The sequence below is a fragment of the Sphingobacterium sp. UBA7038 genome (genome assembly GCF_002494055.1).
Taxonomy (GTDB): domain Bacteria; phylum Bacteroidota; class Bacteroidia; order Sphingobacteriales; family Sphingobacteriaceae; genus Sphingobacterium; species Sphingobacterium multivorum.
This window is the reverse complement of record NZ_DLAV01000037.1, coordinates 1-22266: the sequence shown is the minus strand read 5'-3', so window position 1 is coordinate 22266 and position 22266 is coordinate 1. Positions and strand designations below refer to the sequence as shown.

Below are 22266 nucleotides of genomic sequence, written 5' to 3'. Positions count from 1 at the left end.
AAGAAGCAGGGTTTTACAATTAATACGTTAATTTTGCAACAATGAAATCAGTTTATTTGAATAAGGGTAAGGATAAAGCTGCCTGGCAATTGCATCCTTGGGTATTTTCTGGAGCAATTAAATCATTGTCCGATAAGATTGAAGATGGCGAAGTTGTTGGCGTTTACAATGCTGAACGTGAATTTATTGCCTATGGTCTATTTCACAATAGCTCGCGTGTAGCCATTCGTTTATTGGAATGGAACCCTCAAGCACAGATTGATGCAGATTGGTGGCGTGCACGCGTTCAGAAGGCTGTAGCAGCAAGACAGCATCTGTTGCAAGAAGGTGTCACCAATACGGTTCGTTTAATCTTTGCTGAAGCAGATTTTCTTCCTGGACTTATTGCAGACAAATACGCGGATTTTATATCCATTCAGGTTCATTCAGTTGGGGTGGAAAAAGTCAAATCAGTTATTATCGATGAATTGAATGCTTTGCTGCAACCCAAAGGAATTTATGAGCGTAGTGATCTGAAATCTCGCGAACATGAAGGTTTACCTGATACCAATGGGCTTTTGTTTGGAGAACTTCCATCTGAATTTGTCGACGTTATCGAAAATGGCATTCATTATAAGGTGAACATTATTGATGGACAAAAATCGGGATTTTATTGCGACCAACGTGAAAATCGCCAGCTGACGGCCAATTACGTTTCAAATAAACGCGTCCTAGATTGTTTTTGCTATTCCGGTGGTTTTACGTTAAATAGCTTGAAAAGTGGGGCGGCAGAAGTTATATCTGTAGATAGTTCTGCACTGGCTATTGAAACCCTGGAAAAGAATATTATTGAAAATGGTTTTGAACTTAGTCGACATAGCGCAATATTGTCTGATGTAAACAAGCAATTGCGTAAATTCATTGATGAAGGGGAAAAATTTGATCTTATTGTCTTGGATCCACCGAAATATGCGCCCTCTCGATCTGCATTGGAAAGAGCATCAAGGGCGTATAAAGACCTCAATCGCCGCGGATTGATGTTGTTAAATAGTGGTGGTTTATTAGCGACATTTTCTTGCTCAGGTGCGATGGACATGGATACCTTCAAACAGGTGCTCGCTTGGGCTGCACTGGATGCCGGTAAGGAAATTCAGTTTATCAGACAATTTCATCAGCCTGAAGATCATCCTGTCCGGGCTTCGTTCCCAGAAGGCGAGTATCTGAAAGGATTGTTGGTGCGCGTATTGTAATTATTATATGAAGATAGTTTAGGTTGATTTTAACAAATCAACCTTTTTAATTTTTGAACAACGTCATGATACAAGAGAAGACGAGTAGACCTATTTTTTCTATTTTGTTTGCCGTGAGCATGGTGCATCTTTTGAACGATATGATTCAGGGAGTGATACCGGCGACCTATCCCTTGCTCAAAGAAGAGCATCATCTAAGCTTTTCTCAGGTTGGGATGATTACAATGGTTTATCAGATAGCAGCTTCAATATTCCAGCCCGTTGTAGGCTCATTTACGGACAAACATCCTGTACCATACTCTCAGATCATTGGGATGTCTTTTTCCCTTCTCGGTATGCTTTTGTTTTCGAAAGCACATAGTTATGAATGGATCTTATTTTCTGTTTTTCTGGTCGGGATTGGTTCTTCAATCTTTCACCCTGAATCTTCTCGTGTAGCTTATATGGCATCGGGAGGGAGAAGAAGTATGGCACAATCTATTTTTCAGATTGGAGGAAATGGAGGGACCGCAATGGCCCCAATCATTGTCGCTTTTTTGGTATTACCGAGAGGGCAGCAGGCGATCGCCTGGATGTGCTTATTTACGATTCTTGGCCAATTTATATCTTATTATATTGGTAGTTGGTATAAAAAGAGACTTCAAAGCTTTGCCAAATCAACGAAGAAAACAATACGCGTGCCTGATCTACCCAATAGCCGAATCGTCGTGACCGTTGTTATACTCCTCTTACTGATTGTTTCAAAATACTTCTATATAGCAAGTATTACAAACTATTTCCAGTTTTATACCATCAAGAAATTTGGGATTAATGAAGTGGAAGCACAAGTCTATCTATTTTATTTTCTGATAGCTGTTGCGGTGGGAACATTACTGGGCGGAGTATTCGGGGACCGATTTGGTCGCAAATATGTCATTTGGTTCTCCGTCTTGGGCGTTGCACCATTTGCATTAGCATTACCCTATGTCGGACTTACGATGACGGGAATACTAATCGTGATTATTGGATTGATTTTATCATCAGCTTTTCCAGCAATTATTGTTTATGCACAAGAACTATTGCCTAAGAAGTTGGGCATGGTTTCAGGTTTATTTTACGGCTTTGCATTTGGAATGGGAGGGATTGGATCCGCTGTACTTGGCTGGCAGGCAGATCATACGTCCATCGAGTTTATTTATCACCTATGTTCCTACCTGCCATTGATGGGTATTGTGGCTTATTTTCTTCCCAATCTACAAAAAACACCTTACAAAGAAATCTAGATTTGGCATATAGGCGCATGTTAAACACGAAAGAGCGGATTTCAATAAAATATCCGCTCTTTTTTGTTATTATTTGATGCAGTCCATCCAGGCTGAGGCCATCATCTGTGCGCCGGCAAGGGTAGGGTGTACACCATCTGCTGCCCAGTAGGCACCAGGAGCATTCTTTTGGGCATTGTCGAATATTTTTTGATAGGGAATTAGAATTGCGCCAAATTCTTTGGCGACCTCACGAGCGGATTCTTGGTAGGCCAAAAATTTTGGATACCACGCTTCAGTAATGTGACCTACGCCCTTTACTGCAAAAGGTTCTCCAATGATCAATTTGACGTTTGGAAGCTTTTGTAATGTCTCCTGTAGTAACTGTTGGTATTGGGATTTATACTCCTCAACCGTTGTCTGTGCTCCGCGGTCGATTGTTCGCCAGAAATCGTTCACACCGATCAAAATACTCAATACAGTGGGTTTTATTTCCAGTGTATCCTCCTGCCAGCGCTTTTGAAGATCGGGCACACGATTTCCACTAATACCTGTATTATATACCTTTAGTTTTTTTGCCGAATATTTATTTAAGAGCTGGCTGGCAGCCAATAGAGCATAACCATGTCCAAGTGCTGCGGTATCATTGGCATTTCTATTGTTTCTATCTCGGCCCACATCCGTAATGGAATCGCCCTGAAATAAAATGATGTCGTCGTTATTTAAACTGATTTTTGAGGAACTGGCGGTGGATTCGTGAGCGAATACATCGTTTCCCAGTATATTGGCACCAGTCAATAGACCGGAACCAATAATGCTTTTTTTGATAAATGATCTGCGGTTTGTGTTCATTATTAGGTTTTTGTTATGTTTAAAGTTACATACTTTAAGCATACTTTTCCAAACCTTTTATAATGATGTTACACGCTTTTTCAATTTCCAGATCTGTAATAGTCAATGGAGGAGCGACACGCAGTGCTGTTTCACAATGCAGATACCAATCGATCATAACCCCGTTTTCAGCACAATACTTACTCACGTTGTAAACCTGATCAAAGGAATCCAATTGCAGACACATCATAAGACCTAATCCTCGAATTTCTTTAATTGCAGGGTGTCGGAGTTTTTCTTTAAATAAAAGCGATTTTCGCTCGACCTGTTCTACCAATTTTTCTTCCTTGATAACAGCCAGTGAAGCCCGTGCTGCGGCACAACTTACGGGGTGGCCCCCAAAAGTCGTGATATGTCCAAGCATGGGATTATCCTTAATAACATCCATCACTTCTTTGGCTGCAACAAATGCGCCTAGGGGCATGCCACCACCGATTCCTTTGGCAAGCATCAGGACATCTGGGACGATAGCAAAATGCTCAAAAGCAAAGAGACGGCCTGTGCGGCCAAAACCAGTTTGGATTTCATCAAAGATCAGTAGGGTACCTGTTTCATTACAGCGTTTTCTGACGGCTTGCATGTAAGCGATATCCGGGACTCGGACACCCGCTTCCCCCTGAATAGCTTCGAGGATGACAGCAGCAGTTTGTTCCGTAATCTTTGTTAGATCGTCCAGATCATTAAACTTGATAAAATCTATTTCGGGAAGGAGGGGGGCATACGCTTTACGGTACGCATCGTTTCCGATAAGACTGAGCGCGCCTTGTGTACTGCCGTGGTACGCCTTTTTTGCAGCGATAATCTGCCTGCGACCGGTATATTTCTTTGCTATTTTCATTGATCCCTCTACGGCTTCCGTTCCACTGTTGGTGAGGTAAACCGATTGAAAATTAGGAGGAAGTTCTGCTAATAATTCTGTAGCAAATTGCACCTGTGGGGCCTGCACAAATTCACCATAAACGGTGACATGTAGGTACTGGTCCAATTGTGATTTTATAGCTTCCAAAACCTTCGGGTGACGATGGCCTATATTGCTGACATTGAAGCCAGAGACCAAATCCATGTATTCTTCTCCATTTGGGCCATAAAGGTAGACACCTTCAGCCTTAACTACTTCAACCAATCTAGGTGAGCTAGATGTTTGAGCGGTATTCATTAAAAATAATTCTCTGTTGCTTAACATGATCTTACAAATGTCCGAAAATAAAAAAGAAGTCTTCAAGACTTCTTTTTTATTTTCGAGATTATTTTCTTCTATTCTGCAGGGATTTGTATAGATGTTCCCTGAATTCCTGTTCTACTTCAAAAAATTGCGATGCTCGCGCATTGCCAATAACTTTGGCAAATTTGGCCCGATATTCTTTTTTGATCTCCACTTCCTTAGCATCATACTGTAAGACGTCTCTGGAGCCACCTCTAAAACTATTTTTTGGAGCACCATTCAATTTTTCTTTCCTGATATCCCAAAGCGTTTGGCTGTATTCATTATAGAGCGGGAAGAATTGCTGAGCCTCTCTCGGAGTTAAATCCAGTTCTTTAGTAATGTAAGCTATTTTTTCATTTTCTATAGCTTGAAATCGATTTTTGTCTTGCGCAAAGCCCAAGGCAATAGAAAATATACTAAAGAACAATGTTATCCATATGTATTTTTTATTGAACATCATTATAAGGTATAATTTAGATAATCTTCTATTTCTTGTTTAGATATATTACTTCCAAATCCCTTAGTAGGGAGATTTGCTTCGTCAGTATACTGGGCCATATAGATCATATCGTCACCAGAAGCCGACTCCGCAAGGTAATTAATGATTTCCTGCTTAGGAATTTCTGACAAATGCTGGCTTAACTGCTCTTCTGCAACAGCTTCTACAGGAGTCGTATTTTGCTGTTGATATTGATAACCCCAATATCCGCCTATACTCAACATAGCCGCAAAGGATGCCGCAACCGCATAACGAGCGTACCATTTTTTAGGTTTCCCAATCTGACGGATCGGTGTATTATCCTTTTCAAGCATTTGAACACGATCAATGATGCTGTCCGAAAGAATCTCAAAATAATGTTGTGGTACATCAAAACCTGCAGTCACAATCGTTTCTTTTAGTTTTTCTTCAGCAATACGAGCAAAAATTGTCGATTCAACTATTTCTTCGTAGCCAACAGGAGCTGTAAAACCATCTGTCGGAACTGTTTCCTTCAATTTCTCCGCCGCTAAACGGGCGAAGATGGAGTCTTCAAGGGTTTGATTATAAGCAGAAGGCATGGTAAAGCCATCCGATGCAATCGTTTCTTTTAATTTGTCTTCTAAAATTCGGTTGAAGATAGTTGAAGATAGTTCAGAAGCATAATTTTCAGGAATTTCAAAGCCGTCTGTAGTAACCTGATTTTTTAAACTATCTTCCGCAACCTTACACATTATGGCGTCAGATAAGCTATTAAAATATCCTTCTGGAACCTCAAAGATGGATTCTTCCTTGCATTCAACCAATTTGACTTGCGTAATTATTTTTGATTCTAAATCACTGAAATAATTTTCAGGTAAGCCAAATGGATTTTCACGCAACGATGCTGGAAGATTTGTAGGCTCCAGCCCATCATGATATGTGCCATTTTCCTTCATAGTATCTGTTAGAACCTAATTTCGCTAAAAGGTTTAATCGTTGTTGTTAAAAAATGCCTCTATTTTTTTGACAGCTAAATGATAAGAGGCTTTAAGCGCTCCGACACTTGTTCCGAGTACTTCTGAAATTTCTTCGTATTTCATATCTTCAAAATATTTCATATTGAAGACCAATTTTTGCTTTTCTGGCAAAGTCAACAAAGCCTGTTGTAATTTCATTTGAGCTTTATCACCGTTAAAATAATTGCCATCAGCAAGCGTTTCTGCCAAATAAGCAGTCGTGTCGTCATCCAACGACACGTTCTGCTTTTGCTTTTTCTTATTTAAGAAGGTAATACATTCATTTGTTGCGATACGATAAAGCCAAGTGTATAATTGTGAGTCTTCACGGAAATTCCCAAGGTTTTTCCATACTTTGACAAAGATATCTTGAACAACATCGTCCGCATCGTCATGATCGATGACCATTCTTCGCACATGCCAATAAATCTTCTGTTGATATTTCTTCAACAATAAACGGAAAGCTTCTTCTCGCGTACTCTCTTCGGCGAATTTTGCTATAATTAAAGCGTCATCCATATATTGACTTGCGTAGTTTTGTTATTTTCTTTTGATTACTTTTTGAACCGCAGCCACAATAGCCGCAGCATTCAAACCGTATTTTTCCATCAATTGAGCAGGAGTACCTGATTCTCCAAAACTATCATTTACGGCAACGTACTCTTGTGGAGTAGGTAACTCTCTTGTTAACACTTGAGCAACGCTATCACCCAAACCGCCAAGACGATTATGCTCTTCTGCCGTTACGACACATTTGGTTTTCGCAACAGATTTTAAAATAGCTTCTTCATCCAAAGGTTTGATGGTATGGATATTGATAATCTCAGCGTTGATACCCAACTCAGCTAATTTCTCGCCAGCTTGGATAGCTTCCCATACTAAATGACCTGTAGCAATGATCGTAACATCCGTTCCTTCATTTAATAATACCGCCTTACCAATCACAAATTCTTGATCAGCAGGAGTGAAGTTAGGAACTACGGGACGGCCAAAACGCAAATAAACTGGTCCCTCATATTTTGCTGCTGCAATCGTAGCGGCTTTTGTTTGATTGAAATCACAAGGATTGATCACTGTCATTCCTGGCAACATTTTCATCAAGCCGATATCTTCTAAGATTTGGTGAGTTGCACCATCTTCACCTAAGGTTAGGCCGGCATGCGACGCTGCAATTTTTACATTTTTGTCCGAGTATGCAATCGATTGGCGAATCTGATCATAAACACGTCCTGTTGAGAAATTTGCGAATGTACCAGTGAATGGTATTTTACCACCGATCGTAAGTCCGGCAGCAATTCCCATCATATTAGCTTCCGCGATACCGATTTGGAAAAAACGTTCTGGAAATTCTTTGATAAAATCGTTCATTTTTAACGAACCAATTAAATCAGCACATAATGCAACTACATTCTCATCTTGCTTTCCTGCTTCTAGTAATCCCGCACCAAATCCTGAACGTGTATCTTTTGACTCTGTATAAGTATATTTTTTCATTCTAGTAATCTCCTAAAGTTTCTGTAAGCTGATTCAATGCCGACGCCAATTGTTCGTCATTTGGAGCAACACCATGCCATTTATGAGAACCCATCATAAAATCAACACCGTTACCCATTTCAGTATGCATCAGAATAATGACTGGTTTACCTTTTCCTGTGCGTGACTTAGCTTCTGCTAAACCTGCAACAACAGCATTCATATCATTGCCTTTAGCAATTTCCATCACATCCCAGCCAAATGCTTCCCATTTTGCACGAAGATCCCCAAGAGATAATACTTGATCTGTAGATCCGTCAATTTGTGCTTTGTTATAGTCAACAGTAGCAATTAAATTGTCAATCTTATTGTGTGGTGCATACATCGCAGCTTCCCAAACTTGGCCCTCCTGCAATTCGCCATCACCCATTAATACATAAACTAGATTATTGTCTTTATTCAATTTTTTTGCTTGTGCGGCTCCAATTGCAACAGATAATCCTTGTCCCAATGATCCCGACGCAATACGAATACCTGGAAGACCTTCGTGCGTTGTTGGGTGACCTTGAAGTCTGGAATTGATTTTTCTGAACGTTGCTAATTCGCTCACTTCAAAATATCCCGCACGTGCCAATGTACTGTAAAATACAGGAGAGATATGTCCGTTTGACAGGAAGAATAAATCTTCTCCTTTTCCATCCATGTCAAAGGAAGGATTGCGTTTCATTGCATTGAAATAAAGCGCCACAAAGTAATCTGTACAACCTAACGAACCACCTGGGTGTCCTGATTGACAAGCGTGTACCATACGTACGATATCACGTCTTACCTGTGATGCAATTTGTTCTAGTTTGTTAATATCTGCACTCATTTTTTTTGTTGGTTTCACAATTGGTCGTAAAGTTAACTATTTTTAAGCTAGATGCTTGTTAAAAAATGAATTTATATTGACTTATTCCAGACTGACAATGTATTTGGCCTGCAGATTTTTATTTTTTTTGTACCTTGCTTCACTTTATAAAACCAACAATTTTCAGCATAATGCTTAATCAACTCAAAAGCTGCGTTTTTATTTCAGCGCTCTCAGTCCTATATTTGCATTCTTCTGCCCAGCACAGCAACATTTATCATAAGGATTGGATCGATTTTAACAAAAATGGAAAAAAGGATATTTATGAAGACCCCAATCAGAAAATAGCCAGTCGCGTGGAAGATTTGTTGCGCCAAATGACTGTTCAAGAAAAGGCCAATCAGACTGTCACACTTTACGGTTATGGGCGGGTTTTGAAGGATGAACAGCCCACTGCCGCTTGGGACAAAGAGATTTGGAAATACGGCTTGGCCAATATTGACGAAATGTTGAATAGCTTAGCTTATAATAAGTCGGCAAAAAGTTCATTTTCGTATCCCTTTAGCCGCCACGCGCAAGCCTTAAATAATGTTCAACGATGGTTTGTGGAAAATACACGACTTGGTATTCCGGTTGATTTTACCAATGAAGGAATTCATGGACTCAACCATGATCGGGCTACCTCCTTGCCGGCACCAATCAATATTGGAAGTACATGGAATACTGCGCTGGTACGTAAAGCTGGTGATATAATTGGTAGGGAAGCCAAGTATCTTGGCTATACAAATGTTTATACGCCTATTCTTGACGTTTCTAGAGATCCACGATGGGGAAGAGTGGTTGAAACCTATGGAGAAGATCCGTTTCATATTGCCGAAATGGGAAAACAAGTTGTTTTGGGGATTCAAAAAAATGGCGTCGCATCCACATTGAAACATTATGCGGTCTATTCTGTGCCCAAAGGGGGGAGAGATGGCAATGCACGAACGGATCCGCATGTTGGCTTTCGTGAGATGCATTCGCTTCACCTCTATCCATTTAAAAGGGTCATAAAGGAAGCCAAACCTTTAGGAGTCATGAGTAGTTATAATGATTATGATGGCGTGCCGGTATCTGCCAGTAGTTATTTTTTGCAGGACTTACTCCGCAAAGAATATGGGTTTGAAGGATATGTAGTTTCTGATAGCGAGGCCCTAGAGTTTATTTACAACAAACACCATGTTGCTGCAAACTATAAAGAGGCTATTAAACAGGCATTGGAGGCGGGTTTGAATGTGCGGACAAATTTTGATCCACCGAGTACCTATCTAACACCGTTAATGGAACTAATAGAGGAAGGGGGGCTGGATACCAAAATATTGGATCAGCGGGTTCGCGAAGTCCTGACGGTGAAATTTAAATTGGGATTATTTGATCATCCATTGAGAGAAGATATAGCGATAGCCGATAAAAAGGTGCATACCCCCGCAGATGAAGAAGTATCACTTCAAATGAATAAGGAGTCTATTGTTCTGTTGAAAAATGAACAGAATCTTCTTCCAATAGACGTGAATAAATACAAACGAATTTTGGTTACGGGACCAATGGCAGAAGCAACAAATTATACGACAAGTCGATACGGGCCATCCAATAACCCAATCACAACCATCAAAGATGGGATTATAAACTATGGAAAAACAAAGGCACTTCGGGTTGATTATGCAAAAGGGGTAGATGTCGTGGATAAAAACTGGCCTGAGAGTGAGATTATTCCAACAGACTTGTCAAGTGAGGAGCTGGAAAAGATGGCCGAAGGTGTCCGTCTCGGTAAAGAATCAGACCTAATCATAGCAGTAATGGGCGAGTCGGAACGGGAAGTCGGTGAAAGTCGATCGAGGTCAGATCTAAATTTGCCAGGCAAGCAACGCGACTATTTAATGAAATTGAAAGAAACAGGTAAACCTATTGTGCTGGTACTTGTCAATGGTCGTCCACTTACTGTCAATTGGGAAAATAAGTATCTACCTGCAATTGTGGAGAGTTGGTTTCTTAGTAATCAGTCGGGAAATGTTCTTGCCGAAATGCTGTTTGGAGGGTATAGCCCTAGTGGAAAATTGCCCATTTCATTTCCAAAGTCTGTAGGACAGGTTGAGATGAATTTTCCGACCAAGCCCGCTGCACAGGCGGGGCAACCCGGGGTCGGACCCAATGGGTGGGGAAATAGTCGGGTTGTTGGCTTTTTATACCCTTTTGGATATGGATTAAGCTACACAGATTTTAGTTTTTCAAATTTACAACTCACGAAGAAACAGATCAGACCAACGGATTCCCTTACAGTTACGGTTGATATTGAAAACATAGGGAAGAGGAAAGGCGCCGAAGTTGTTCAGCTTTATATCAAAGATGTGCTGTCTTCGGTAACGACATATGAGATGGATTTGCGTGGGTTTGAAAAAATTGAACTTAATCCAGGAGAGAAAAGGACCATACGGTTTACAATACTACCTGCCCACCTGGAACTTTTGGATCAGCACAATAACTGGACAGTTGAACCTGGCAAATTTGAACTATTTATCGGTAATTCTTCTGTTAATCTTCCGCTTAAGGATTCATTTGAAGTGGTCAATTAGGTTTAAAATTGCCAGACCAAATAGATGACGGATGGCAATCATTCCTTAGGACTTAGGGGATAAAAAAAAGGATTCAGCAAAATTAACTACTGAATCCTTTTTTTATTGTATCGAATAGCTGTGATTACATGGCCTCTGCCACTACTTCAGTCACTTCTGGAACCATGCGTTTCAACAATCCCTCAATTCCTGCTTTTAATGTGATTGTCGAGGATGGACAACCACTGCAAGAACCTTTTAGTTCAACTGTCACAATACCTTCGTTGAAGGATTTATAATGGATTGCTCCACCATCTTGTTCAACAGCAGGTCTCACATAATCATGTAATACTTGTTGTATCTTCACTTCAGTTTCAGTACCTTCAAAATTAACCTCTGTATCGTGGTGTACCGTTTTTACAGCAAGTTCAGACTCTACAGCACCTTTTACAAAGTCTTTTAGCAAAGCTTCAATGTCTTCCCATTCCGCATCTTCAGTTTTGGTAATGGTCACGAAGTTACTTGCAAAAAATACCCCATTGACAAAGTTAAATTTGAATAATTCAAGTGCAAACGGTGAATCTTGTGCTGCTTCTTTATTTGGATAATCTACACTACCGTTGATCAACAATTTGTTGACCAAGAACTTCATTGTAGAAGGATTGGGTGTAGACTCTGTATATACGTTAATCGTAGCCATGTATTATCTATTTTTATTCCAAGCAAATATAGGTCAAAAGAAGCTTTCTTAAGGTCATCTATAAGTAAAAGCTTATAAAGTAATACCTGTGTAGTTCGAAGGACTGATTGCTTTTAGTTCCGCCTTAACTTCCGCTGACACATTTAGATTATCAACAAATGTCGCTATCGTTTCTTTCGTAACATGTGTGTTGGTACGTGTTAGGTCTTTTAAAGCTTCATACGGCTTAGGATAACCTTCCCTTCTTAGTATAGTTTGTAGTGCCTCCGCAACAACAGCCCAATTATTTTCAAGATCATTGGCTAATGCCTGTTCGTTTAAGATCAATTTGCGTAACCCTCTCAAAGTTGATTTAATAGCAATTAGGGTATGTGCAAATGGAACACCAATATTACGTAATACCGTAGAATCTGTTAAATCCCGTTGAAGACGGGAAACAGGTAACTTCGCTGCAAGGTGCTCGAAAATTGCATTTGCAATACCTAAATTTCCTTCTGCATTTTCAAAGTCTATCGGGTTGACTTTATGTGGCATAGCCGAAGAACCGATTTGACCGGCAGTAATTTTTTGTTTAAAATATTCCATCGAAATATATGTCCAAATGTCACGGCATAAATCGATGACAATATTGTTGATCCGTTTTAAGGCGTCACAACTTGCCGCAAAGTTATCGTAGTGCTCAATTTGCGTGGTCGTTTGTGAACGGTCTAAACCCAAGATATTGTTGACGAAATTATTTCCAAAATCGATCCAATTTGTCGCTGGATATGCAACGTGATGCGCATTAAAATTACCAGTCGCTCCACCAAATTTAGCTGAATACGGTACTTGCTGTAATAGTTGCAATTGACGTTCAATACGTTCAATGAAAACATAGAACTCTTTGCCCAAACGAGTTGGAGATGCTGGCTGTCCATGGGTACGTGCCAACATCGGGATCTCTGACCACGAAGTTGCCAAAGATTTCAATTCATGAAGCAATTCTTCGATTGCAGGTGTATAGCTCTCTTTAATTGCTTCTTTCCAGGAAAGTGGAATGGCTGTGTTATTGATATCTTGTGAAGTCAAACCAAAATGAATAAATTCAAGGTAGTCCTGTAATCCTAATTTTTCAAATTGATCTTTTAGAAAATACTCAACAGCTTTAACATCATGGTTCGTAACTTTCTCCGTGTTTTTGATCCAAATGGCATCTTCTTCAGAAAAATTCCTATAGATATCCCTTAATTTTTCATTTAGTGTTTTGTCAAACTGTTGCAATTGAGCGATACCAGACTCGCTTAATGCAATAAAATATTCGACTTCTACGCGTACACGATATTTTATTAAGGCAAATTCGGAAAAAAATGCTGAAAGTTCATTAGTATTATTGTAATAGCGTCCGTCAATAGGCGTAACTGCTGTTAAAGATGATAAAGCCATAGATTGAATGATTTTTGGCAAAGGTAAAAAAATGCTTGGAGCTTAGCAATTTAATTGGTGTAGATATAAAAAAAGCCTCCTTGCTGAAGGAAGCTTTCTATACGGTGTAAATTCTTTTCAGAGAATTAGTGAGCAGCTTTAGTTGAATCAACTTTAGCAGCAGCTGAATCTACAGCAGATTTTGCTGAATCCAATTGAGTGTTAGCTGAATCTAAAGCAACGTTAGCTGAATCAGTAGCAGCGTCAGTTTTTTTAGCAGTTTCACCACATGATGCGAAAGCCAATGTTAAAGCTAAACCTAAGAAACCGAATTTGAATGCGTTTTTCATTTTATTAAAATTAAAATATTTTTAAATCTTGTTATTTAGGAGTTAATACCATTAAACAAAAAAGGTAACCCCTGTATTTCTTTTTTTGAAAAAAAAAGAAAGGCCTTTCGTAAAAAAGGCCTTCCAAAAGCTCTATTCAGTCCTAAATTATTTTTTAGTAGCAGCTGAATCAACTTTAGCAGCAGCCGAATCAACTTTAGCAGCAGCTGAATCAACTTTAGTAGCAGCTGAATCTAATGTGTTAGCAGCTGAATCAACTAAAGCAGAAGCTGAATCTGCAGCACCTTCAGCTTTTTTCTCTGAATTGTTACAAGATGCGAAAGCTACAGTTAAAGCTAAACCTAAGAAACCGAATTTTAATGCGTTTTTCATTTTCTAATTTTCTAATTTAAATTGAAATAATTTTCTTTTTCATCTCTTAATACACGTAACCAAAAAAGGTAACCCAAAAAATATGTTTTTTTTAAAATAATATATAAATGACTGAATTTAAGTTGTTTAATTTGTTTAGAATAAGATGGTATCCCACAAGTCTCGGCTTGTGTCATCCTTTAGCTTAACAAGGGCTAAGGAAGGGTGATCGTTGTGTCGTTCTTGTGTGTTTGTTGTGCTGAGCTTGTGTGAATGTATTTTAGCCAATCTGGGGATAAGATGGTACTGATAACAAACAATTTTCGATTATTTTTCTTATTTTAAAAAGTAAACACTTAAAAAGAAATTGCAATTATGTTTGATAAAGTAAAGAATATAATGGATTTGGCAAAATCAATAGACTTTGGCAAATTGGAAGAAATATCGAAGAAAGTGGACTTGGGAGCAGTAATGGATGCCGTATCAAAAATGGATGATAAGCAGCTTCATGGCTTAATGAAAATGCTGAGTGCAGGAAAAGAAAAAAAGGAATTACCTCCTATCAATGGTGATTTCTATGCTATGGATAGCAAATTAAACGATTCAGATCGTGCATTGCAATTGAAGGTGCGGGAATTTATGGAGACTGAAGTCAAGCCAATTGTCAATAAATATTGGTTAAGAGATGAATTTCCTTTTGAAATTATACCGAAACTAGCCGCTTTAAATATTTGTGGCTATACCTACGATGGGTATGGCTGTATGGGGGGGAGTTCTTTAATGGAAGGGATCATAGCAGCTGAGATAGCACGTGTTGATGCTTCTGTAGCGACTTTTTTTGGCGTACAGAGTGGTTTGGCTATGGGATCAATCTATATATGCGGATCCGAAGAACAAAAACAGGAGTGGTTGCCTAGAATGCAGAAAATGCAAGTGATTGGTGCTTTTGGTCTAACCGAGCCCGAAGTAGGGTCGGGAGCAGCGGGCGGATTGACAACAACCTGTAAGAAGACCGCCGAAGGTTGGGTGTTAAATGGTCAGAAAAAATGGATCGGGAACTCCACCTTTTCGGATATAACCATTGTTTGGGCTAGGGATCTTGATGATGATGAAGTTAAAGGTTTTATCGTACGAAAAGATAACCCAGGTTTTTCAGTTGAGAAAATTAAAGATAAGATGGCTTTGCGTATTGTACAGAATGGTCTTATTACTTTAGCGAATTGCATCGTTCCAGAAAGTGATCGCCTGCAAAATGCAAATTCCTTTAAAGATACAGGAAAGGTTCTTCAGATGACGCGAGCAGGTGTTGCTTGGATGGCCGTTGGATGTGCGAGAGGTGCCTATGAAAATGCCTTGGATTATACACGTAAAAGGAAGCAATTTGGTAAACCAATCGCCTCTTTTCAGCTTATTCAAAATCACCTGGTCGAAATGTTGTCCAATTTAACGGCCATGCAAACGCTTGTCTTCAGATTATCTGAATTACAGGATAAGGGTGAGCTAAGAGATGAACATGCCTCGCTGGCCAAAGTCTTCTGTTCTTTACGTACGAGGGATATTGTTTCCAAGGCTCGAGAGGTCATGGGCGGAAACGGTATTCTGTTGGAATATAATGTCGCACGCTTTTTGGCCGATGCTGAAGCCATTTATTCCTATGAGGGGACAAAAGAAATCAATTCACTTATTGTTGGTAGAAGTATAACTGGATTTAGTGCCTTTGTTTAGGGATTATCAGGCTGGTCTTTGGCATTCTGTTGCCAAATATCGCTTAATATATAAAACTGGCGTTGTTCCGTAACAACGCCAGTTTTACTTCATTTGGAGCAAAAATCTAATTTTCTATTTCCGTTTGAATCGCATAATAGCAATATCTCCCATGATAAATGTCAATGTATTCTCGCTTATGCTAAAGGTATTTACCTTTTCTAAGGTCGAAAAGAAGGTTGCTTCACCATTACCTTCACAGGCCATTTTTGTCGACATAATGGGGCCAAAATTGATGGTGTTTCCATTCGTTTTAAAAGTCATATTGTAGTTATTGCAGCTGCTATTTCCGTTTACTTTACCACTGGAAGCATCAAAGATCATGGTTGGTTTACGATTGGGATATAGGCCGTCGAAAGCAATCCGTGGGCCGGATATATAATCAAGTTCCCAAGTTCCACTAAGTTGTTGCTTATTGTCCTGAATCAGTTTAAATTTTGCCAGGGGAGCCATTTTCGCTTTGTTTAAGCTAAGAATACCATCCTTAACCGTATAATTATCTGCAGCAATAAGGTTTTTGGATAAGGCTTGTTCAATAGACATATCCGGACAGGCCATCATCGTAGACATACCCTGAGCAAATTTAACCTTTCCATTCTTTGATAAAGTCAATTCTCCACCGATGCCATTACATCCCCCACTTGCACTGTAACTTTTTTCGTCCAGCTGGAGGTAAGGCATTTTGCCGTTGATCTGAGCCGCTACTGGCTGTCCATTGATTTCAATCAATTGCCATTTTTTTCCAATTACTGACGACAGGCTACTGTCTGTGTTCTGCTCATTCGCGTTTTTCTTGATCACAGAGCAACTTCCAAGACTAACGATTAAGATGGCCAGTATGGCGATGTTTTTAAAGTTCATATTCTAAATTTTAACCTATTAACACCCTTTTTAACGTTTGGTTTGACAAAATGCTACAAAAGTTCACAAACAAAAAAAGGCTTCCAATTAGAAGCCTTCTTTATCAGTAGGATAAATCTTACGATTTGTTTTTATTTTGTTGTGCCTGTTGTTGTGCACGCATCATTTCTTCCATTTTCGTTTGGAAGCTCGATTTTTTATCTGCTTTTGGATTCTTTTTATTTTCCTCCAATTTAGCTAAGATTTTCTCATCATTCACCATAGTGCGAATAACCAACTGCGTTAAGAACGTAAATAATGCACTTAAGAAATAGTAGTAATTCAAACCCGCTGGGAAGCTATTCAAAACAAAGAAGAAAATCAACGGCATGATATAGCCCATGTATTTCATTTGTCCTGTAGCACCAGATGTAGCGTTGTTATACCAGGTCGTTAACAGTGTTGTCAATGTCATCAAGATACACATCAAAGAGATGTGATTGAATGATCCAAAAATAGGTGCAAATGTGAATAGCGTATCATAAGTTGACATGTCCTTCATAAACAAGAAGCTTTGTCCTCTCAATTCAAATAAATTTGGAAAGAAGTAGAAGAACGCAATGGTAAATGGCATTTGTAAGACAAGAGGAAGACATCCGCCAAGTGGATTCACACCAACCTGTTTGTACAATTTCATTTGCTCCTGCTGCATCAACATTTGATTGTCTTCACCCACTTTTGCTTTGATCTCATCCAGCTGCGGTTTTAAAACACGCATTTTGGCCATAGAGACATAAGACTTGTAGGTCATTGGGGAAAGAATCAACTTCAACATCAATGTCAATAAAAGGATAACGATACCGTAGCTCATATGGAAACCATCCAGGAAGTTGAATACAGGTACTGTAATCCATTGGTTGATCCAACGCATAGGGCCCCAACCCATATTGATAATCGATTGATAATCATTTCCTTCAGCCTTCAATACATTGTATTGATTTGGCCCAAAGAAGAAGTTTAAGGAATAGTTGTTGTCTTTGTGGTTATCAAATGCTAATTCCGCGTTTGTGTTGTAGAATTTAACGATATCGGTTTCTGACGCATGTTTTACATCCACTTTTGCGTTGACAAAGCCATCTTTAGTGCTGAGGATACTAGAGAAGTAATGCTGCTTGAATGCAATCCATTGTACTTTTTTCTCCAATGCTTCATCAGCATCTTTTGATTCGGAAAGGTGATCTACTTTATTATCTTCTTTATAATACAGGGTAGATTTCTGTCTTTCCGATTCTATGTTTTGCTCTTTCTGTCTCAACGTGGTGTTCCAGTTCAGGGTCAACGTTTTTTGACTCTGCGGAATTAAATTCTGTATCCCTTTTGTGTTAATGTCCAGTCCTACATTATAACCTTTGCCAGCAATCGAGTATACATATTCAATATATTGATCGGCACTGTAATTTAGTCGGAATTTCACAGATTGTTTACCTTCAGCAGAAACTTGGATATCCGAAGACTCTGTACTGAAGTATAAATCATTTGTTGACACATTTTGACCAGCTGCGTTAAATTGAAAACCAAACTTGTTGTCGTCGCCATCAAAAAGCATCAACGGTTTTCCATTGAAATTCTTTTCGCCTTTTAGTTCTACGGATTTAACCTTACCACCTTTTGTACTGATTTTGGCAATGATTTTCTCGTTTTCAATCGTAATGACTTTCTCCGTTCCAAATTTTGTCGCGCCAAAAGGTTTTTTCAATTCCGCCGAATCAGCAATCACTGCTGTTTGTGCTGCTTTGGCTTTAGCGGTAGAGTCACTTTCGGCAGGCAGTCCTTTTTCTGTACGCGCTTTAGCCTCTTGTCTCGCTTGTTCTTGTTTGATTTCTGATTCTGAAGGCTTCATCAGGTAAAATGAACCAGTGATGATAGCAAACATCAGGACCAAACCAATTAGGGTATTTCTATCCATTTTTAATAATTAAACTTAATTAATTGTATCCTTCTATTACTACTTTGATTTTTTGTTGGCCAAAGCAGCGGCTACAAAGCTAACAAAAAGTGGGTGAGGATTTGCAACAGTTGACTTTAATTCTGGATGAAATTGTCCGGCAACGAAAAATGGATGGTTTTTCAATTCGACAATTTCAACTAATCCAGTCTCCGGGTTGAATCCTGAAGCAATCATTCCAGCTGCTTCATATTGTTTTAAATAGTCATTGTTAAATTCATAACGGTGACGGTGTCTTTCAGAAATTTTTGTTTTACCATAGATGGCAAAGGCTTTAGTTCCTTTTTTAATTTCGCAGTCGTAAGCACCTAAACGCATTGTACCGCCCATATTGGTGATATTCTTCTGTTCTTCCATCAAATTGATGACCGGATTGCTGGTGTTGGCATCCATTTCAAAACTGTTGGCATCTTTTAACCCCAACACGTTTCTTCCGAATTCGATAACCGAACATTGCATACCTAAACAGATACCAAAGAACGGAATATTATTTTCACGAACATACTGAATAGCATTTAGCTTGCCGTCCAAACCGCGTTCGCCGAATCCTGGAGCAACCAAAACTCCATCCATACCTTTTAGCTTTTCAGCAACATTTTCTTTTGTAACACTTTCAGCAGCAATATAGCTTACTTTTACTTTACATTCGTTTGTTGCTCCTGCATGGATAAATCCTTCGATAATGGACTTGTAAGCATCTGGAAGTTCTACATATTTTCCAACCAAAGCAATATTCACTTCACTAGTTGGGTTTTTGAGTTTGCCAAGGAAGTTCTTCCAATTTTCTAAATCAGGCTCATTTTTGTTGGAAAGTTTTAGCTTTGTTAATGCTGTTTTATCAAGATTCTCCTTTAGCATCAGTAATGGAACGTCATAAATCGTCGACGCATCGATAGATTCTACGACGGCGTTGATGTTGACATTACAGAATTGCGCTAATTTTTTACGGATTTCTTGTGATAATTTATGTTCAGTACGACACACTAGAATATCTGGTTGTACACCATATTCCAATAATGTTTTTACTGAATGTTGCGTAGGTTTAGTTTTAAGCTCACCTGCAGCAGCTAGGTAAGGGACTAAAGTCAAATGGATAACCAGCGAATTATTGGCTCCTAATTCCCAGCGAAGTTGTCTTACGGCCTCCACAAAAGGTAAGGACTCAATATCGCCCACGGTTCCGCCCAATTCAGTGATGATAATGTCATATTCACCAGACTCACCCAACAGTTGCATTCTGCGTTTTATCTCATCTGTGATATGGGGAATCACTTGAACAGTTTTTCCTAAATATGCACCTTCACGTTCTTGTTGGATAACGTGTTGATAGATGCGGCCTGTCGTGACGTTATTTGCTTGTGAAGTAGGGACGTTCAGGAAGCGCTCGTAATGACCTAAGTCAAGGTCTGTTTCAGCACCATCTTCCGTAACATAGCATTCTCCATGCTCATATGGATTTAATGTTCCTGGGTCGATGTTAATGTAAGGGTCGAATTTTTGAATGGTAACTTTATAGCCACGCGCCTGGAGAAGTTTAGCAAGGGAGGCAGCAATAATACCTTTCCCCAACGACGAAGTAACGCCGCCCGTAACAAAAATATATTTAGTCATAACAATTAAAGGATTTTCAATTTTATGTGGTCAAAATGACCAATAATAGTTGCTTTATGTACGGGATACAAAGATAGCAATTTTTATTCAAAATCAGAATTGAAGATCGCTCGAATAATTAAATTAAAAATAGATGTTACCTTGGCTATCGATTGTCGTCTTTAATGTAGGCTGTGCTTTTGACTTGATTTCAATGCGATAGAAATTAATACTGTTTGAAAATACAATCTCATAATTTTTTTGCTCATTTATAATTTCAGGATATAATTTGCTTAACTCCTGAATTGACGTTGCATAACGTTTTTTATCGTTTCTATAGATCTGTTGCAGGTAAAAGATATTCCAGGTAACTTTTTCGAGCGCGAGGAATTGCTGGTCGATAGGTTGATGGTTTGCATCATCAACAAATTTTATATGTCCCCATCGCTCGGGGTAATGCATATTAACGAGGCCGATTGGAGACCATACCCAGTTCTCTTCAGCGAGCGTCTTACCCGTATTGTCTTTTCTCTTGCTGTAGGTGGTTTCGGTGTTGTCATAATGCCACTGAACGCGTGAGAAGTTTATCTTCCAGGTTTCATTTACTTTGATCTGATTTCCTTCGCCAAAGTATTTTAGACTTTTTACAGGTATTTTCATTTCCACAGTCCAAAATTCATCCTTGTCTTGTGGATTGTTGATGGACCCGGCATGATAGACTGCAGTTTCAATATCTTTTGTGTCCCAATTTAGATTAGCCCTACCGCCAAAGCGATAAGGTTTAGTCATCAAAAGATCCATAACTGTATTTAATGCATTTATTTCAATCTCTATATATTCCGGAGAGAATAGATTTGGCTTGAGAAAGATCTCAAAATCATTGTCATGATAGATGATTGTATCTTTCTGTCTTAAATATCCTTTGATATGAGGTTCTTGAAGCTTGGCAAAAAGATAAAGGTTTTCTTTATCCCAAAGCATCTTGACTTGCGTCTTAAAAGTAGGAACAGGCTTATTTAATCCCTCAATATCCTTAAAAGAGTCTGTCCATGGCGCTTTTGACCAGGAAGCCTCATCGTCCTTTCCGTCAATCGTGATTGCATCTGTTGCTGGGTGTACATAATAGGTTTCAGGGCGCGACTGTAACTGAAGAAATTCATTCAGATTCCGTTGTGCAAAAGTAAAGGTCGGATAGCTTATAAAAGCAAGGATAAAAGCTATAATTCTCATCAAGATACAGTTTGATTTTTAACGGCAGCAAAGTGAAGATGGAACAAAATTAGGATGTTTTTAACTATTGTGATCATCTACGATTCTACCTTTCAGATACGAAGCTAAAAGTAAGTAAAATGTTTTAGCGCGGCAAAGAGGAGGGTGTGATTTTAGGAAACAATATATAATTGTCCTAAATTTATTACAGAAGCAGTGGTTTGTATGACCTGCGTTTTGGAAGCTACGGGTGGTAGGGTATAAAAAAAGGCTTTGAATGATTTCAAAGCCTTTTTTTATGCCGTGGTAGTCGTAATTAGATTCTTTTCGATTTAATACGAGCAGCTTTACCAGTAAGGCCGCGTAAATAGAATAATTTCGCGCGACGAACTTTACCGTAGCTGTTTACTTCAATTTTTTCAATGTTTGGTGAGTTTACAGGGAAAATACGTTCAACACCTACACCGTTTGAGATTTTACGAACGGTAAAAGTAGCGTTAGCACCTTCGCTGTTTAATTGAATTACTACACCTTGGTACACCTGTACACGCTCCTTATTTCCTTCGCGAATTTTATAATGAACGCTGATGGTATCTCCAGCTTTGAAAGCGGGAATTTCATTCTTTACTACCGCTTGTTCTTCTACAAATTTTACTAAATCCATGATTTCGAGTAATTATTAACGATTTATATCCTGTAAAAATCGGAATGCAATATTACGACTTATTTTCTGAATATAAAAATACTTTTTTAAAAAACTATTGACTGATATTCAAATCGGATGCAAAGATATGAAAATGAAATGGATAATCTAAAGATATTTTGAATATTCCTTTGTAGGCTATATGGAAAGGGTTTTTGATTGCTAAATTCAATAGAATATATTCTTTTGATAAAAATATTATGCAATCAATCAGCTGTTTAGTGATTAATTTTCTATAGGGTGTTGACAAAGTCAAAAAATGATTCGATATTTGTGCCACACAAAACAAAGGTGATACCTTTTCGGGGTGTAGCGTAGCCCGGTATCGCGCCACATTTGGGATGTGGAGGTCGTAGGTTCGAATCCTGCCACCCCGACTTAAAAGAAGCTGTCTCAAATTT

General features: G+C 38.9%; 20 protein-coding genes and 1 tRNA gene. 5 read left to right on the top strand and 16 right to left on the bottom strand.

The window, feature by feature from the left end:
- Positions 1-41 precede the first annotated feature (41 nt).
- Both B3H30_RS21190 and B3H30_RS21185 read left to right on the top strand, forming a co-directional pair.
- On the top strand, positions 42-1229 hold the full coding sequence (locus B3H30_RS21190) for a class I SAM-dependent rRNA methyltransferase (protein WP_070563065.1): 1188 nt from the start codon (positions 42-44) through the stop codon (positions 1227-1229).
- A 65-nt stretch (positions 1230-1294) separates the two neighbouring features.
- Complete coding sequence (locus B3H30_RS21185) at positions 1295-2491, top strand: MFS transporter (RefSeq protein WP_070563062.1); 1197 nt, start codon at positions 1295-1297, stop codon at positions 2489-2491.
- Between the two features lie 69 nt (positions 2492-2560).
- On the opposite strand, the gene B3H30_RS21180 is transcribed toward B3H30_RS21185, so the two are convergent.
- From B3H30_RS21180 to B3H30_RS21150, 7 genes are all read right to left on the bottom strand, one after another.
- Positions 2561-3322 carry an SGNH/GDSL hydrolase family protein gene (locus B3H30_RS21180; protein ID WP_070563238.1) on the bottom strand — a complete coding sequence of 254 codons (762 nt, stop codon included), beginning with the start codon at positions 3320-3322 and terminating at the stop codon, positions 2561-2563.
- A 34-nt stretch (positions 3323-3356) separates the two neighbouring features.
- Positions 3357-4544 (bottom strand): aspartate aminotransferase family protein, encoded by a 1188-nt coding sequence (locus B3H30_RS21175; protein ID WP_070563059.1) that lies wholly within the window; start codon positions 4542-4544, stop codon positions 3357-3359.
- 61 nt (positions 4545-4605) lie between these two features.
- On the bottom strand, positions 4606-5025 hold the full coding sequence (locus B3H30_RS21170; protein WP_231585177.1) for a hypothetical protein: 420 nt from the start codon (positions 5023-5025) through the stop codon (positions 4606-4608).
- Positions 5025-5981 (bottom strand): hypothetical protein, encoded by a 957-nt coding sequence (locus B3H30_RS21165; RefSeq protein ID WP_070563055.1) that lies wholly within the window; start codon positions 5979-5981, stop codon positions 5025-5027. Before B3H30_RS21165 ends, B3H30_RS21170 begins: the two co-directional genes overlap by 1 nt.
- Before the next feature lie 33 nt (positions 5982-6014).
- The gene (locus tag B3H30_RS21160; RefSeq protein WP_046671841.1) at positions 6015-6560 is read right to left on the bottom strand and encodes an RNA polymerase sigma factor; all 546 of its coding nucleotides are present in this window, start codon (positions 6558-6560) and stop codon (positions 6015-6017) included.
- 21 nt (positions 6561-6581) lie between these two features.
- Complete coding sequence (locus B3H30_RS21155; RefSeq protein WP_046671842.1) at positions 6582-7535, bottom strand: transketolase family protein; 954 nt, start codon at positions 7533-7535, stop codon at positions 6582-6584.
- 1 nt (position 7536) lies between these two features.
- Entirely contained in the window at positions 7537-8385 is an 849-nt protein-coding gene (locus B3H30_RS21150) for a transketolase (RefSeq protein WP_070563052.1), read from the bottom strand.
- A 170-nt stretch (positions 8386-8555) separates the two neighbouring features.
- Between B3H30_RS21150 and B3H30_RS21145 the strand changes: the two genes are divergently transcribed.
- Positions 8556-10973, top strand: a complete 2418-nt coding sequence (locus tag B3H30_RS21145) for a glycoside hydrolase family 3 N-terminal domain-containing protein (RefSeq protein ID WP_083295827.1) — start codon at positions 8556-8558, stop codon at positions 10971-10973.
- A 124-nt stretch (positions 10974-11097) separates the two neighbouring features.
- Here the strand turns inward: B3H30_RS21145 and B3H30_RS21140 are convergent, their stop codons facing one another.
- From B3H30_RS21140 to B3H30_RS21125, 4 genes are all read right to left on the bottom strand, one after another.
- Complete coding sequence (locus tag B3H30_RS21140; RefSeq protein WP_070563046.1) at positions 11098-11652, bottom strand: NifU family protein; 555 nt, start codon at positions 11650-11652, stop codon at positions 11098-11100.
- Between the two features lie 72 nt (positions 11653-11724).
- Positions 11725-13074, bottom strand: a complete 1350-nt coding sequence (purB, locus tag B3H30_RS21135; protein ID WP_070563043.1) for an adenylosuccinate lyase — start codon at positions 13072-13074, stop codon at positions 11725-11727.
- 125 nt (positions 13075-13199) lie between these two features.
- Positions 13200-13403: a hypothetical protein gene (locus B3H30_RS21130; RefSeq protein ID WP_070563040.1), complete on the bottom strand. Its 204-nt coding sequence runs from the start codon at positions 13401-13403 to the stop codon at positions 13200-13202.
- Positions 13404-13550: 147 nt separating this feature from the next.
- Complete coding sequence (locus B3H30_RS21125) at positions 13551-13775, bottom strand: hypothetical protein (protein WP_046671848.1); 225 nt, start codon at positions 13773-13775, stop codon at positions 13551-13553.
- A gap of 354 nt (positions 13776-14129) precedes the next feature.
- On the opposite strand from B3H30_RS21125, the gene B3H30_RS21120 reads away from it, so the two are divergent.
- Positions 14130-15479 carry an acyl-CoA dehydrogenase family protein gene (locus B3H30_RS21120; protein WP_217493514.1) on the top strand — a complete coding sequence of 450 codons (1350 nt, stop codon included), beginning with the start codon at positions 14130-14132 and terminating at the stop codon, positions 15477-15479.
- A gap of 114 nt (positions 15480-15593) precedes the next feature.
- Here the strand turns inward: B3H30_RS21120 and B3H30_RS21115 are convergent, their stop codons facing one another.
- The 5 genes from B3H30_RS21115 to rplS form a co-directional block, all read right to left on the bottom strand.
- Positions 15594-16379: an META domain-containing protein gene (locus B3H30_RS21115; protein WP_115046679.1), complete on the bottom strand. Its 786-nt coding sequence runs from the start codon at positions 16377-16379 to the stop codon at positions 15594-15596.
- Between the two features lie 118 nt (positions 16380-16497).
- Entirely contained in the window at positions 16498-18324 is a 1827-nt protein-coding gene (gene yidC / locus B3H30_RS21110) for a membrane protein insertase YidC (RefSeq protein ID WP_070563034.1), read from the bottom strand.
- A gap of 39 nt (positions 18325-18363) precedes the next feature.
- A complete protein-coding gene (locus B3H30_RS21105; RefSeq protein ID WP_070563031.1) occupies positions 18364-19974 on the bottom strand; it encodes a CTP synthase in 1611 nt (536 codons plus the stop codon).
- A gap of 123 nt (positions 19975-20097) precedes the next feature.
- Entirely contained in the window at positions 20098-21183 is a 1086-nt protein-coding gene (locus tag B3H30_RS21100; protein WP_070563028.1) for a carbohydrate-binding family 9-like protein, read from the bottom strand.
- 295 nt (positions 21184-21478) lie between these two features.
- Positions 21479-21826, bottom strand: a complete 348-nt coding sequence (gene rplS, locus B3H30_RS21095) for a 50S ribosomal protein L19 (protein ID WP_046671854.1) — start codon at positions 21824-21826, stop codon at positions 21479-21481.
- 342 nt (positions 21827-22168) lie between these two features.
- Between rplS and B3H30_RS21090 the strand changes: the two genes are divergently transcribed.
- Positions 22169-22242: transfer RNA gene (locus tag B3H30_RS21090), tRNA-Pro, on the top strand.
- The last annotated feature ends 24 nt before the right edge of the window (positions 22243-22266 follow it).

Coding starts and splice junctions, on each gene's coding strand:
- B3H30_RS21140 (WP_070563046.1), bottom strand. CDS start 11,652: ATGGCTACGATTAACGTATATACAGAGTCTACACCCAATCCTTCTACA.
- B3H30_RS21190 (WP_070563065.1), top strand. CDS start 42: ATGAAATCAGTTTATTTGAATAAGGGTAAGGATAAAGCTGCCTGGCAA.
- B3H30_RS21180 (WP_070563238.1), bottom strand. CDS start 3,322: ATGAACACAAACCGCAGATCATTTATCAAAAAAAGCATTATTGGTTCC.
- B3H30_RS21105 (WP_070563031.1), bottom strand. CDS start 19,974: ATGACTAAATATATTTTTGTTACGGGCGGCGTTACTTCGTCGTTGGGG.
- B3H30_RS21185 (WP_070563062.1), top strand. CDS start 1,295: ATGATACAAGAGAAGACGAGTAGACCTATTTTTTCTATTTTGTTTGCC.
- rplS (WP_046671854.1), bottom strand. CDS start 21,826: ATGGATTTAGTAAAATTTGTAGAAGAACAAGCGGTAGTAAAGAATGAA.
- B3H30_RS21170 (WP_231585177.1), bottom strand. CDS start 5,025: ATGATGTTCAATAAAAAATACATATGGATAACATTGTTCTTTAGTATA.
- B3H30_RS21165 (WP_070563055.1), bottom strand. CDS start 5,981: ATGAAGGAAAATGGCACATATCATGATGGGCTGGAGCCTACAAATCTT.
- B3H30_RS21120 (WP_217493514.1), top strand. CDS start 14,130: ATGTTTGATAAAGTAAAGAATATAATGGATTTGGCAAAATCAATAGAC.
- B3H30_RS21125 (WP_046671848.1), bottom strand. CDS start 13,775: ATGAAAAACGCATTAAAATTCGGTTTCTTAGGTTTAGCTTTAACTGTA.
- B3H30_RS21130 (WP_070563040.1), bottom strand. CDS start 13,403: ATGAAAAACGCATTCAAATTCGGTTTCTTAGGTTTAGCTTTAACATTG.
- B3H30_RS21160 (WP_046671841.1), bottom strand. CDS start 6,560: ATGGATGACGCTTTAATTATAGCAAAATTCGCCGAAGAGAGTACGCGA.
- B3H30_RS21150 (WP_070563052.1), bottom strand. CDS start 8,385: ATGAGTGCAGATATTAACAAACTAGAACAAATTGCATCACAGGTAAGA.
- B3H30_RS21155 (WP_046671842.1), bottom strand. CDS start 7,535: ATGAAAAAATATACTTATACAGAGTCAAAAGATACACGTTCAGGATTT.
- yidC (WP_070563034.1), bottom strand. CDS start 18,324: ATGGATAGAAATACCCTAATTGGTTTGGTCCTGATGTTTGCTATCATC.
- purB (WP_070563043.1), bottom strand. CDS start 13,074: ATGGCTTTATCATCTTTAACAGCAGTTACGCCTATTGACGGACGCTAT.
- B3H30_RS21100 (WP_070563028.1), bottom strand. CDS start 21,183: ATGAGAATTATAGCTTTTATCCTTGCTTTTATAAGCTATCCGACCTTT.
- B3H30_RS21115 (WP_115046679.1), bottom strand. CDS start 16,379: ATGAACTTTAAAAACATCGCCATACTGGCCATCTTAATCGTTAGTCTT.
- B3H30_RS21175 (WP_070563059.1), bottom strand. CDS start 4,544: ATGTTAAGCAACAGAGAATTATTTTTAATGAATACCGCTCAAACATCT.
- B3H30_RS21145 (WP_083295827.1), top strand. CDS start 8,556: ATGCTTAATCAACTCAAAAGCTGCGTTTTTATTTCAGCGCTCTCAGTC.